The sequence below is a fragment of the Epilithonimonas mollis genome (assembly GCF_900142325.1).
GTDB classification, from domain to species: domain Bacteria; phylum Bacteroidota; class Bacteroidia; order Flavobacteriales; family Weeksellaceae; genus Epilithonimonas; species Epilithonimonas mollis.
In genome coordinates this window covers 633,342-646,789 of record NZ_FRAM01000002.1, presented here as the reverse complement: position 1 = coordinate 646,789, position 13,448 = coordinate 633,342, and the positions used below count along the sequence as shown (strand labels likewise).

Genomic DNA, 13,448 nt, shown 5'->3' with positions numbered 1-13,448 from the left:
GTTAATTAAAGTCTTTTGTGTTACAATACAATCTGATTGATAAACTTATCGCTTTCTATTCTTCCGTCCTTCAGGACTACATTTCTTTTGGTTTGTGCAGCGACATCGGGTTCGTGTGTCACTACAACAATTGTTTTTCCTTCGTTATTGATTTCCTGAAGCAGCTTCATAATATCATGTGTTGTCTTGGAATCCAATGCTCCCGTCGGCTCATCGGCAAGAATCAGTTTGGGATCGGTTATCAGTGCCCTTGCTATGGCGATTCTTTGTTTTTGTCCTCCGGAAAGCTCGCTTGGAAGATGCTCCGCCCATTGCCTAAGGCCTACTTTTTCCAGATATTCTTCAGCCTTTTTTGTTCTTTCTTTTCTTGAAACGTTTTGATAATATAGTGGAAGTGCTACATTTTCCAGTGCCGTCTTATAATTAATCAAATTGAATGACTGAAAAATAAACCCGAGAAAACGGCTTCTGTATTCAGCAGCTTTTACTTCTGTCAGATGTTTTATAGGGAAGCCGTCCAGTTCATAAATCCCGGAATCTGCCTCGTCCAATATCCCGATAATGTTAAGAAGTGTAGATTTTCCGGAACCGGAACTCCCCATAATGGAAACAAACTCGCCTTGCTCGATGTTGAGGTTGATCCCCTTCAGCACGTGCAGTTTGCTTTTTCCTATATCATAGGATTTGTTAAGGTCTTCGATTTTCAGAATGGGCATTGTCTGGATTTTACATATAAGTAAATCCAAATACTAAATTGTTACAACAATTATTTCAAAAAGATTCAAAATTTAAAAAATTGTGTTTTGGCTAAGTACTGTGTTTTGGTTTAGGATTAATCAAATTTTTTGAGGTTTGATTTTGAGGAACGGTTCGAAAAAAAATTTAGTTTTTTTCGTAACATTTTTATATTTCTGCTGTCTTATTGTATATAATTTTTCTTTTATGTTCAGAAAGGTATTTTGTATTTCGTTATTGTCATTAGGCGTTTTGGGATTTTCCCAGAAGAAATGGACAATCCAGGAATGTGTGGATTATGCTATTAAAAACAATCTGCAGATCCAGGCGCAGGCTTACAACAAAGATGTACAGGCAAAAAATCTGGAAATGGCGAAAAGGGAATATCTGCCTTCTGTTTCAGGGACGATTTCTAATTCTGCCAGTTTTGGAAACTCGCAACTTGTAAATACAAGTATTAGAAATGATAATTTTAACAATAATGCGAATGTCGGTGCCAACATCCTGGTTTACAACAATGGCAGATTGGAGAAAACGATTAAGAAAAACAGTTTCGATGTAGATGCAAGTTTACAGGATATTGAAACTATTAAAAATAACATTTCCCTTCAAATTGCCCAGCAATACCTCAATGTAATGCTGAACAGAGAGATCAAAAAAATCTCTGAGAGTGCAATGGAAAATGCACAAAGATTATATGACCGGGCAAAAATCACAACCGATGTTGGGACTACTGCTCAAACAGTGCTTGCTGAAGCTACTGCATCTCTTGCCAGAGAAAAACAAAATGTGAAAAACGCTCAAATCAATGTAGATAAAGCATTATTTGCGATGGCTCAGTTGCTGCAACTTCAGGATTATAAAAGTTTTGATGTAGTGGACATTCCGGTTCCGGATGAATTGACACCGCAAACAGAGTCTGTTGAAGAAGTTCTTAATATTGCTTATACTTCTCAGCCGGTTGTAAAAGCAGCAGAAATCAGAATAAAATCTGCTGAAGCACAAACGGAAGTCATAAAAACTAATTTTTGGCCGACTATTACTGCAAGTGCGGGTATTGGATCCCTATACAACAATCAATTATATACCAATAACCTGAATTTTGGAAATCCGAATGCCCCTTATGTAAAAGAGCATGGTTTATTTGAGCAATACAAAGATAATTTTGGTCAGCAAGTGGGACTTTCTGCCAACATTCCGATTTTTAATAAAGGAATCACTAAGCTTCAGGTGGAACAAACAAAAATCAATGAAGTGATTGCGAAGAACAATCTGGAGCAACAGAAATTCCAACTGAAGCAGGATATTCAGCAGGCACAGTTCAACGCAGATTCTAATTATGAAATCTATATTGCTGCAGTAGAGGCAGAAAAAAGTACAAAACTGGCCTTGGATTTTGCAACGAAAAGTTATGATGCGGGACGTTCTACGATCTATGACGTAACCATCGCCAGAAATAATTATGCGAATGCACAAGGCTCTGTGGCTCAAGCAAAATACAACTATCTGTTCAGCATCAAAGTCTTAGACTTCTATGCAGGACGCGGAATAAATCTTTAAATAATCCATCGAACATTCAAATTAAATATTATAAAGTCGCAAAAGGTTTTCTTTACGGCTTTTTTATGTGGATTGACACCAATCAATTCTGCAACTTTTCTTATCTTTGAGATATGCAGATTTTTGGAAAAGACTTACTCAGAGATATCAAACAAGCGGAACTATTGGGCGAAAATGCACACAAAATTTATTCTCCCCCTTATCGACCTCTGTTCAGTTATGAGGATATCCTGACGAGAAATCCGAAGTTCGCAGCCGTTAACATTTTGCTTTATCTCAAGAATAATGAATGGCATTTTCCGCTAATTGTCAGAAGTGTGAATGAAAGAGACAGACACAGCGGACAAATCTCTTTGCCGGGCGGAAAAAGTGAAAAAGAAGATCTGGACTTTGCACACACAGCAAAACGGGAAACTTCGGAAGAGCTTGGCATTGATGAGCATTATGTAAGAATCATACGTGAAATGTCGCCAATTTATATTCCGCCAAGCAATTTTTATGTTCACTCATTTATTTCCTATACCAAGAAAAATCCAGAATTCTTCTTGCAGGAAAGCGAAGCTGTGGAATTAATTGAATTCCCAATTTCATCTTTATTAAGCCTGCCTGATCATCCAAAAAACATGGTTTTACCTTCTACCAAAGGTGCAGAAGTTCCCGTTATCGATTTCAACGGTTATATCATTTGGGGAGCTACATCAATGATTTTGAGCGAGTTCAGTAACTTGTTAAAAAATGTTTAATTTTGCAATAATTTCTGACCTTAGAAGTTATAATTAAATATAATGGCGAAAAAAAATATTTTTACCGATTCTTTTGGAAATATCTATATTCTGAAGCGGATAATTATTTTCATTCTGGGAATTGTTTCCTACAGAAGATTCAACGGTTTTAATAAATTAAAAATTACAGGAACGGAACATCTGATTGATTTGCCAGACAGCAACGTGCTATTTGTCTCCAACCATCAGACTTATTTTGCTGATGTTGCAGCAATGTATCACGCATTCTGTGCAGTAAATAACGGTTATCACAACACTATAAAAAATCCCGTCTATCTTCTGAACCCGAAAGTAGATTTCTATTATGTAGCGGCAGAAGAAACTATGAACAAAGGAATTCTTGCAAGAATTTTTAAGATTGCCGGTGCTGTTACAGTTAAAAGGACCTGGAGAGCCGAAGGCCAGAATGTGAACAGAATGGTTGACCTTACTGAGGTCGAAAACATTATGAAAGCCCTGGATAATGGCTGGGTTATTACTTTCCCCCAAGGAACTACTTCAGCTTTCGCACAAGGCAGAAAAGGAACGGCAAAATTGATCAAAAACCAAAGACCTATTGTAATTCCTATAAAGATCAATGGTTTCAGACGTGCTTTTGATAAGAAAGGCCTAAAGATTAAAGTAACAGGTGTGAAGCCTACGATGGAGTTCAAACCGGCTTTGGATATCGATTATGACAATGAGTCTGCAACACAGATCCTGGACAAAATAATGCATGCGATCGAACAGACTCCGGAACATAACCTGCTTCACGATTACGATACAAAACAGAAAGAAATTAAATCTCAACAATAAAAAAACGGCTACTGAAAATGTAGCCGTTTTGTTTATTTGATATAGATGCCGATCTATTATCTTTTTAAGATTCAATACTTGGAATCTGAACGTTCTCATTTGCGTCTTTTTCATAATCAATTTCATCAAATTCAAATCCGAAAAGGTTGAAAAATTCTTTTCTGTAACCTTCGATATCACTGATTTCGGAAAGGTTTTCAGTAGAAATTTGATTCCACAGCTTAGCAACTTCTGCCTGAACATCATCTGCCATTTCCCAGTCATCTACACGGATTCTTCCAGCTTCATCCAATTCTACTTCGCCGTTTTCTGTATATAATCTGTCAGCAAACAATCTTTGCATTTGCTCAATTGTTCCTTCGTGTGTTCCTTTTGCTTTCATCACTTTATAAAGTAAGGAAATGTACAGTGGAACCACAGGAATCGCCGAACTGGACTGCGTTACCAAAGCTTTGTTGACAGAAACATAAGATGTTCCGTTCAGGTCCTTCAGTAAATTGTTCAAAACCGGAACTGTTGCCTCCAAATCATTTTTCGCCTGCCCGATGGTTCCGTTTCTATAGATTGGGAAAGTCAATTCTGGGCCGATATAAGAGTAAGCAACTGTTTTAACATCTTTCGCCAAAACACCGGCCGCTTTCAAATCTTCTATCCAGAATTTCCAGTCTTCGCCTCCCATTACTGCAATAGTGTTGGCAATATCTTCATCGTTTTCAACCGGATTAATCGTAATATCAGAAACGACACCCGTATGGAAATCGACTGTTTTATTAGTAAAAGGCTGGCCAATTGGTTTAAGAACGGATGCATAAGCAACACCTGTTTTCGGATGTGTTCTTCTTGGAGAGGCCAAACTATAAACTACCAAATCTACCTGACCCAGGTCTTTTTTAATCAGCTCAATTGTTTCCTTTTTCACTTCGTCAGAGAATGCGTCGCCATTGATGCTTTTTGCGTAAAGTCCGGATGCGTGTGCTTCTTTTTCGAAAGCCGCAGAATTGTACCAGCCAGCTGTTCCCATCTTTCCTTCAGATGCCGGTTTTTCGAAAAAAACACCGATTGTAGCAGCATCTGAACCAAACGCTGCAGTTATTCTTGAGGATAAACCGAAACCTGTGGAAGCACCAATTACCAAGACTTTTTTAGGCCCGTTTTTGATTTCGCCTTTCGACTTTACATATTCTATCTGGTTTTTTACAGCCTGATGTGCGCCATCCGGATGCGCCGTCAGACAAATAAATCCTCTTGTTCTAGGTTGAATAATCATTGTTGAAATTATTTTTAACATTGCAAATTAAAGAAATTTGAGCAAATAATCAGGAATTATCTATAAAAAGCTTTTCTCGATTTCCCATTTGACCCGCATTCATAAGACTTTTGAAATTTATATTTTTTATTATATGCAATCGATTGCGCAAATCAAAATTTTAATTAATTTTACATGCGGTCCGGGAGTTTACTGATGAAGAATTTAAATGAACTTTTTGAGCAAATCATTTCAAATTCATCGGAACTAATTCGATCTTTAACTTGAACTGTGTTGGCTAATGAAGTTAAACTAATAGATTATTTAACCAACCAATTTAAAATTGATCAAACTATTCATATTATAAACAATGAAAAAACTATTCATAGGTCTTGCATTTTCTCTTGCTGCTTTGGTCTCTGCACAGAAAAATGACATTCAATATTATATAGACAAAGCTCCATTCAAATTTGGAGAAATGGTTTTGCCGACAATTCCTCAAAAAGATTATAACCTCAAGGATTTCGGAGGCATTGCTGATGGAAAAACATTGAACACCAAAGCTTTTGAAAAAGCAATTACGACAATTGCCGCAAATGGTGGCGGAAGATTGATTGTCCCGGCCGGAACCTGGCTGACTGGCCCGATTGAACTGAAAAGCAAAATCGATTTCCACGTGGAAGAAGGTGCTGTTGTACAGTTCAGCAGCGATGTGAAGCAGTTCCCGATAAGAGAATCTTCTCCCGGAAAATTTGAAGTAACAGCTCCGATTTGGGGAAATAATCTGAAAGATGTTTCATTCACCGGAAAAGGAATTTTCGATGGCGCAGGTGAAGCCTGGAGACCTGTGAAAAAATTCAAAACAACGGATGCGCAATGGAAAGAATTGCTCGCAAAACCAGGAAGTGCGTTGAGCGATGACGGAAAGATATGGTGGCCAAGTGTGGCGGCAAAAAATGGAGAAGAGTTGGCGAAAGTCATCACCAAAACGCCTGGCGCGACCATCGATATGTATGAGCAGATTCATCATTTTTTGAGACCAATGATGTTTACGCTTTCAAAAGTGACGAATCTTTTGATTGATGGACCGACATTCAGAAACTCACCTAAATTTGTCATCAATCCAAAACAAATCACCAATCTCGTAATTAGAAATACAACGGTTCACAACCCGAAATGGGCACAAAATGGAGATGGAATAGACATCAGCGCTTCGAAAAATGTGATTATATACAACACAAAAGTGAACGCCGGTGACGACGGAATCTGTATGAAATCCAGCGGAACTCCTAAAAATGGAGAAGCCAATTTACAGAACATCATCATCGCAGAATGTACTGTGAATGAAGGTCACGGCGGTTTTGTCATCGGAAGTAATACAGATGGCGGAATGAAAAATATCTATGTGACCAACTGTACTTTTGACGGAACTGACATCGGAATCCGTGTAAAAAGTAACTCCGGAAGAGGTGGCGATGTGAGCCAAATCTATATCGATAATATCGAGATGAAAAACATCATCAAAGAAGCGGTTTTATTTGATACGTTCTACGCAGATGCGCCAGTTGGAAGTACGAAAGAAAGCGAAGCGGCACAACATTCGGGCGACAAAGTGCCTTATTTCCACGATTTTTATGTGAGTAATGTGAATTGTGCATCGTCTGAAACTGCTTTTAGTTTTAGCGGATTGCCTGACAAATTGATTGAAAATCTTTTCTTTAAAAACGTGAATATCACAAGTAAAAAAGGAATCGTTGGGAAGAACGCTCAGAATATTGTTTTTGAAAATGTGAAAATCAACAATTCTACAGATTATAAAATTGACAGCAGTTTGAAGAAAGCGATTGTTGTAAAATAAATTATTTCTCGCTGATTTGGCGAATTTTGCAGATTCATCAGTCTAATCTGTAAAATCTGCGAGATAAAAATATTATAAACCCTTTTGGATATTAAAAATCTGGAAGGGTTTTATTTTATACCAATAGAAAAATCGTCATTCATCATCAAAACGCCTTCTTCCTGATTTCCAATAAATCCTTTTAGTTTGGAAGTTTTGTTTTTAAGAATCAAATCGTGAAGCTGCTTTTCTGACAATTTTTTTCCAAATATTTCAAACACAACTTTGAAGCCACAAGCTTTGAAATCTGAACAGCCAATCGCAGTTTTTCCTCTCATCAGATTGTTCGCTTTACACTTTGGACATTGGGTTTCTTCCCAGATGATTTCGGTTTTGACTCTGGGCGTTTTTTCTTTCGGCTTTTCCTTTTTTTCTTCGTGGAAAGCGATGACTTTTGATTTTCCGTTGATGACTTTCTGTGTCAAATCCGTCACCATTTCTATCAGTTCTTCTTTGAACTGATTAGCTTCGTACTCCCCTTTCTCTATTTTTCGCAATTTCGATTCCCATTCTCCGGTGAGTTCAGGACTTTTCAAAACCTCATCTTCAATCGTATCGATGAGTTCGATGCCGGTTTGGGTAGCGACCAGATTTTTCTTTTTCCGTTCGATGTATTTTCGTTTGAAAAGCGTTTCGATGATGTTGGCTCGGGTGGATGGTCTTCCGATCCCATTATTTTTCAGCATCTCTCGCAGCTCTTCATCCTCTACCTGTCTTCCTGCGGTTTCCATTGCACGCAGTAAAGTGGCTTCTGTGTAAGGCTTTGGCGGTGAGGTTTTCCCCTGATGGATCAATGGTTCGTGCTCACCTTTTTCGCCAACCACGAAGTTTGGAATCGTCTGTTCCTCATCTTTATCTTTTTCGTCCTTCTCCTCTTTTTTGTCCTTAGCATAAATGATTCTCCAGCCCGGTTCCAAAATCTGTTTCCCCGAAGCTTTGAAAGGAATTGTTCCCACCTGACCTTCTACCAAGGTATTTGAGATTTTACATTCAGGATAAAAAACAGCAATGAATCGTCTTGCTACCAAATCATAAATCAACTTCTCTTCTCTGCTAAGATTGGATGAAGGCGGAATTTCTGTCGGAATAATCGCGTGGTGGTCAGTCACTTTTGTGTCATCAAAAACTGCTTTTGTTTTCGGAATCGGCTGAGTCAGCAACGGCGTTGTAAACTCAGAATAAATGGTCATACTTCTTAAGATTCCGGTAATTTTAGGATAGAGGTTTTCGGACAAATAAGTTGTATCAACTCTTGGGTAAGTCGTATGTTTTTTCTCGTAAAGACTCTGGATATAACTCAGAGTTTTCTCTGCAGAATAACCATATTTTTTATTCGCTTCTACCTGAAGTCCTGTCAAATCGAACAATCTCGGACTTTTTTCTTTGCCTTCTTTAATTTCAAAAGAGACAATCTCAAATTGATTCTGTTTGAGATATTCCAGGCCTCGTTCTGCTTTTTCCAACGATTTCAATCGGTCAATTGACGCACTGAAAAGCACATCCCTGTATTTGGTTTTAAGTTCCCAATACTCTTCCTGAGAAAAAGCATCGATTTCTTTCTGACGTTGTACGAGCATTGCCAAAGTTGGCGTCTGAACCCTTCCAATCGACAAAACACCTTTGTTTCCACCAAATCTTTTTGTGAATAATCTTGTGGCATTAATTCCTAAAAGCCAGTCACCTATTGCTCTTGCATTTCCTGCGAGATATAGATTTTTGTAATCTTCCGCAGGTTTCAGGTTTTGAAAACCTTCTTTAATGGAATCTTCTGTCAATGATGAAATCCACAAACGTTTCATTGGTTTGTCGCATTTGGCTTTCTGCAAAACCCAACGCTGGATAACTTCTCCCTCTTGACCGGCATCACCACAATTGATGACCTCATCGCATTCCTGAACCAGTTTTTCTATGGTCTGAAATTGTTTCTCGACACCATTATTATCAATCAGTTTGATGCCAAATTGTTTGGGAATGATTGGTAAAAAAATCAGGTCCCACGATTTGTAATGCGGTGCGTAATCGTGTGGTTCTTTCAGCGTACAAAGATGACCGAAAGTCCAGGTGACGCAATAGCCGTTACCTTCCATATAACCGCTTTTGGGCGTTGTAGCACCCAAAACTTTGGCTATATCACGGGCAACGCTGGGCTTTTCGGCAATACAAAGTTTCATCTGATTATACTTAGAATAAGGTTTGCAAAAATGCGATTTTTAAATTTAAAAAGCGAAAGGTTTTGAACACAAAGTTCACGGCGTTTTTTAAATGGATTGTAAAAATATAAGGTTTAGAAAGGCGCATTGCTCATCAAATTTTATTACAAATATTGTTTCTATGGCTATTGCTGTTTTAAAAATACCGATTAGATGCAGTCAATAAGACACCAGATAAAAAATCCCTCCGAAGTGTGAGCCTTCGGAAGGATTCATAAGAAAATAATAATAAGAAATTTATAATCCCGTTTCGAAAACTTTTAGCAGTTCTGTTTGCTGGATGACATCGTTTTTGCTGTTGATCAGGTTATAATTTGCCTGAAGCCAGTTGTTCCGGACAATGAAAAATGTGTAAGCGTCCATCAGTCCTTCTTTGTACTTTTCTTCAGATTTCTGGAAGGAGAGTCTCTGATTTTCGAAATTAAGCTCCAGAAGCCTGTATTTTTCCTGCGCATTCAGGAATTGTGCTTTGATAGAGTTGATGCTTTTCGTGAGATCATTGATCACAATATCTTTGTCGTAGTTTGAATTGATCACATTCAGTTTAGCAATCTCAACATTATTCTTAACCTGCAGCCTGTTGAAAATCGGAATGTTCAATCCGAAACCCAGCTGCTGGTTTTTATTGGTTTTGATCTGATCCGGGAAAGAAATGGCAGGCTGTCCCATGATTTTGTTATAAAAACTGGACCATGTGTAGAAGCCATTCAAAGTTGGCAAATAGGCAGATCTTGCAATATTCACATTTTTTTGCTGCGCTTTGATTTGGGTCAGGACGCTTTGGTAAGCCGGGTTTTTTTCCAGAAGATTCTGGATGAAATCCGCATCATTGAAATTGGTGCCAGCCAGGTTTTCTTCCGTCATGGTGAAATCCAGCGTGTCTTTTGTAATCGCCAGGGCATTGAGTAGATTAATCTTGGAAAGATCGCGGGAATTCTTTGCGGAAACCCATTGTTCCTGCATAGTTCCGAGGTTGGCTTTGATGTCATACACATCACTTTTCGGACGGTTTCCTATCTCCACTTCTTTCTCCGTGCGTTTGATCTGATCTTCGATCCCTGAAAGCTGTGTCTGCAAAACATCGAGCCAGCTTTTGCTGTTCTGGTAAGTAAAGAACATTTGGATGACATTCATTTTAACCTCGTTCTGAGCCTGCTTCATTCGGAACGTGGATGTTTCCTTATTGATTTTTGACAAAGAAATATTCAGATAATTTCGCCAATTCAAAAGCTCCCAATTGGCTTGTGCATAGATGTTATCACTCTGCGTATTAATGGTTTCACGCTGGTTACTCTGTGGATTGATTCCGTTTCCGAAGGTGTAATTATGATTAACTCCTGCCTCTACGGATGGCAACAGCATGCCTTTGGACGCAGAGATCTGTCGTTCGTTTTTCTGGATGCTGCCTGCCGATTGCCTCACCAGCGGATGGTTGGCAACAGCATAATCCAGGCATTGTTTAAGCGTCCAGCTTTGCTGAGCCGGAAGCAGGTTGACTAATAATATGAAGAATAATTTTTTCATTGTTTTAATTGGTTTTTGTGTTTAAACCACCCCGTCAAAAATTTTCAATTTTTGCCACCCCTCCATGGGAGGGGAATTTTATTCGTATTTCAGATACTTAACAAGACTGATTTTGGTTGCCCGATAGGCTTTCAAACTCACTACAGCGAAGGTCAGAATCAGCAATAAAAACATACTCAGAACATAAGGCCAAACAGGCATATCGATTCTGTAAGAAAAATCCTTCAGCCATTCATTCATAGCATAATAGCCGAACGGGATGCTGATTAAAACCGCAATGAAACAGATCAGTAAAAACCTCTTGGTCAGATCCCAGACAATCGTTCTTTCATCCGCTCCTAACGTTTTTTTGATCGCTACATCTTTCAGCTTTTGTTCGATCAATAATGATGACAATGCGAATAATCCTAACAATGCGATAACAAGGACAACAATATTAAGCGTTGTGAAAAGCGTTTGTTGTTTCTGGAATTTATCAAATGTTTTAGCGAATTGTTGATCCACAAATTCAAAATCATAGGGATAACCGGGCTCTGCTTTAGTGGTCCAGAATTCTTTGATCCGTTCCAACGTTCCGTTGATATCGTTCCCGGACATTTTGATCTGCAGGTTGCTCATATTGTTTTTCACCCAGTTCCTGTCATAATTAAAGTAAACAATGGGCTCCACAGGCTGGTTCACACCGCTGTAGTTAATATCTTTTACCACACCCAGGATTTTATATTTTTTCTTGCCGTCCCAGCCGGTAAAGAATTCTTTTCCCAAAGCGGTTTTAGGATTATAACCCAGCTTGCCGGCAAAGGTTTCATTCACAACGGTACCGTTGATGGTGTCCGACGCTTTTTTCCAGTCCAGATCTCTTCCAGAAATAAATTTCACTTTGTAGAACTTGAGAAAATTCTCATCAATCCCGCCTAACATCGTCTGAACCGTTTTAGTCGTATCGGTTGATAATTTCACAATTGAGGCATTGGCTGTTCCATTTCCTATCGAATTAACAGAACCTGTAATGTCTTTCACACCTGGGATCCTTGCCATTTCCGCTTTCAGCCTTCTGTATTTATTAACATTGAAACTATTTTCCCAATTGGCCTTCTTGAAATAGATCTGAATCGCCTGATCGCCTCTGAAACCCAAATCCTTATTCATCATATAGCTCACCTGGCTATGGATGATCAATGAGCAGATGATAAAAAATGACGAAATAACCAATTGCAACGTCAGAATAAAATTTCTAAGGAAAACTCCGCTTTTGCTTCTTGCGAAATTCCCTTTCAGCGTATTGATAGGTCTGAAGTTCGACAGATAAAGTGCCGGGATCAGTCCCGAGATCAATGAAAAAAGAATCAGCAGCAAGCCCGTATAAAGGAAAATGCCGGCATTGTCCAGCGCAATGGTTTTACCTAGGAATTTATTGTAGACCGGCAGTAATAATTCTATCATTGCAAAAGCGATGATGTAGCCAGCCAGGCAGATCATAAAAGTTTCCAGCAAAAATTGCAATACCAATGTCGCTTTGGAACTGCCCGCCACTTTTCTCACCCCTACTTCTTTAGCCCGTTGAGAGGCCTGTGCCGTTTTAAGATTAATCAGATTGATGCCCGACAAGGCTAAAATCAAAACTGACAATCCCAGCAGAATCATAATCGATTTTTTGTCACCTTTGTTGATGCCGTCGCTTTTGGCATCCAGTTTCATCTTGCTGATGGGCGTCAGATATACCATTGCAGGATTTTTCTTATCAATAGTATAGCCCCATTTTTTAGCAGAAATCTCCTCCTGCTCCTGCATCTGTTTCGACAGTTTGTGTTCAAGTGCTTTGATATCCGTCCCTGGCTTCACCCTGAAAAAACCATTGTAGCTGTAGCTTGACCATTGGTCTTTCGACTGCTCCAGATAAGGGTTTCTGTAAATAAAATCAGGCTTGAAAACCGAATTGCTTTCCGGAAGTTTATAGACCGCAGTGACTACATAATTCTTTTCATTCGAATCATTTTTCAGCGTTTTTCCGATGGCATTACGATAATCATCACCAAAAAGCGAACGTGCTGTTTCCAATGACAAAGCGATTTTTCCATTGTCCGAAATCGCATTCTGGAAATTTCCTGCGACTTTTTCGAAAGGCAACATCCTGAAAAAAGAATCTACGGAAGCCGTTCCGGAAACATAAGCCGAATTCCCGCCAAAGCTGAGTTTCTGCTTTCCCCAGTCATTGAGAATCGTAGCATCTTCTATCTCCGAGAATTTTTCCTTTGAGACAAAGATTTCAGGATAGCTGGAACTGGCCATGATCCCGAAAGAGGCGTTGCCATTTTCCACGAAATAGATATTCTCTTTGTTGGGAATCCAGTCTTCATACGACTTCTCATCCTGCCAATGGATGTAGATCAACAGGAAAACACACAGCCCGACACTCAGTCCCAAGATATTGATAATCGTGGAAAGCCAGTTCTTTTTATAATTGATGAAGGCAATTTTGAGCCAGTTCTTTAACATAATTGATGATTGATTAATTTTATAAATGGATTCCCAAAGCAAGACCTGTAACTATCAACTTGAGTTCTGTAATGGTCTACTTAAGTATTCTAACAGTCCACATTACTCGTCTGACAGTCTACTTAACTTGTCCGTTTGTCTACATTATTCGTCTGAGAATCTACATTACTCGTCCGTTTGTCTACATTACCCGTCAGTTTTCC

9 protein-coding genes are annotated in these 13,448 nt (G+C 38.9%); 4 read left to right on the top strand and 5 right to left on the bottom strand.

The window, feature by feature from the left end; all coding sequences use genetic code 11:
* Positions 1-20: 20 nt before the first annotated feature.
* On the bottom strand, positions 21-710 hold the full coding sequence (locus BUA97_RS10480; RefSeq protein ID WP_072998591.1) for an ABC transporter ATP-binding protein: 690 nt from the start codon (positions 708-710) through the stop codon (positions 21-23).
* Positions 711-942: 232 nt separating this feature from the next.
* Between BUA97_RS10480 and BUA97_RS10475 the strand changes: the two genes are divergently transcribed.
* The 3 genes from BUA97_RS10475 (at position 943) to BUA97_RS10465 (ending at position 3,872) form a co-directional block, all read left to right on the top strand.
* Positions 943-2,295: a TolC family protein gene (locus BUA97_RS10475; protein WP_072997782.1), complete on the top strand. Its 1,353-nt coding sequence runs from the start codon at positions 943-945 to the stop codon at positions 2,293-2,295.
* A gap of 113 nt (positions 2,296-2,408) precedes the next feature.
* Positions 2,409-3,038 (top strand): NUDIX hydrolase, encoded by a 630-nt coding sequence (locus tag BUA97_RS10470; protein WP_072997781.1) that lies wholly within the window; start codon positions 2,409-2,411, stop codon positions 3,036-3,038.
* A gap of 42 nt (positions 3,039-3,080) precedes the next feature.
* Positions 3,081-3,872: a lysophospholipid acyltransferase family protein gene (locus BUA97_RS10465; RefSeq protein ID WP_072997780.1), complete on the top strand. Its 792-nt coding sequence runs from the start codon at positions 3,081-3,083 to the stop codon at positions 3,870-3,872.
* A gap of 64 nt (positions 3,873-3,936) precedes the next feature.
* Here BUA97_RS10465 and fabV read toward each other — a convergent pair whose 3' ends face one another.
* Entirely contained in the window at positions 3,937-5,139 is a 1,203-nt protein-coding gene (gene fabV, locus BUA97_RS10460; protein ID WP_072997779.1) for an enoyl-ACP reductase FabV, read from the bottom strand.
* Between the two features lie 349 nt (positions 5,140-5,488).
* Between fabV and BUA97_RS10455 the strand changes: the two genes are divergently transcribed.
* Positions 5,489-6,976 (top strand): glycoside hydrolase family 28 protein, encoded by a 1,488-nt coding sequence (locus BUA97_RS10455; RefSeq protein WP_072997778.1) that lies wholly within the window; start codon positions 5,489-5,491, stop codon positions 6,974-6,976.
* 110 nt (positions 6,977-7,086) lie between these two features.
* Here BUA97_RS10455 and BUA97_RS10450 read toward each other — a convergent pair whose 3' ends face one another.
* The 3 genes from BUA97_RS10450 to BUA97_RS10440 form a co-directional block, all read right to left on the bottom strand.
* On the bottom strand, positions 7,087-9,186 hold the full coding sequence (locus BUA97_RS10450) for a type IA DNA topoisomerase (protein WP_072997777.1): 2,100 nt from the start codon (positions 9,184-9,186) through the stop codon (positions 7,087-7,089).
* Between the two features lie 276 nt (positions 9,187-9,462).
* Positions 9,463-10,749 (bottom strand): TolC family protein, encoded by a 1,287-nt coding sequence (locus tag BUA97_RS10445; protein ID WP_072997776.1) that lies wholly within the window; start codon positions 10,747-10,749, stop codon positions 9,463-9,465.
* Positions 10,750-10,827: 78 nt separating this feature from the next.
* Entirely contained in the window at positions 10,828-13,245 is a 2,418-nt protein-coding gene (locus tag BUA97_RS10440) for an ABC transporter permease (protein WP_072997775.1), read from the bottom strand.
* Positions 13,246-13,448 lie beyond the last annotated feature (203 nt).

Coding starts and splice junctions, on each gene's coding strand:
- BUA97_RS10475 (WP_072997782.1), top strand. CDS start 943: ATGTTCAGAAAGGTATTTTGTATTTCGTTATTGTCATTAGGCGTTTTG.
- BUA97_RS10470 (WP_072997781.1), top strand. CDS start 2,409: ATGCAGATTTTTGGAAAAGACTTACTCAGAGATATCAAACAAGCGGAA.
- BUA97_RS10465 (WP_072997780.1), top strand. CDS start 3,081: ATGGCGAAAAAAAATATTTTTACCGATTCTTTTGGAAATATCTATATT.
- fabV (WP_072997779.1), bottom strand. CDS start 5,139: ATGATTATTCAACCTAGAACAAGAGGATTTATTTGTCTGACGGCGCAT.
- BUA97_RS10455 (WP_072997778.1), top strand. CDS start 5,489: ATGAAAAAACTATTCATAGGTCTTGCATTTTCTCTTGCTGCTTTGGTC.
- BUA97_RS10450 (WP_072997777.1), bottom strand. CDS start 9,186: ATGAAACTTTGTATTGCCGAAAAGCCCAGCGTTGCCCGTGATATAGCC.
- BUA97_RS10445 (WP_072997776.1), bottom strand. CDS start 10,749: ATGAAAAAATTATTCTTCATATTATTAGTCAACCTGCTTCCGGCTCAG.
- BUA97_RS10440 (WP_072997775.1), bottom strand. CDS start 13,245: ATGTTAAAGAACTGGCTCAAAATTGCCTTCATCAATTATAAAAAGAAC.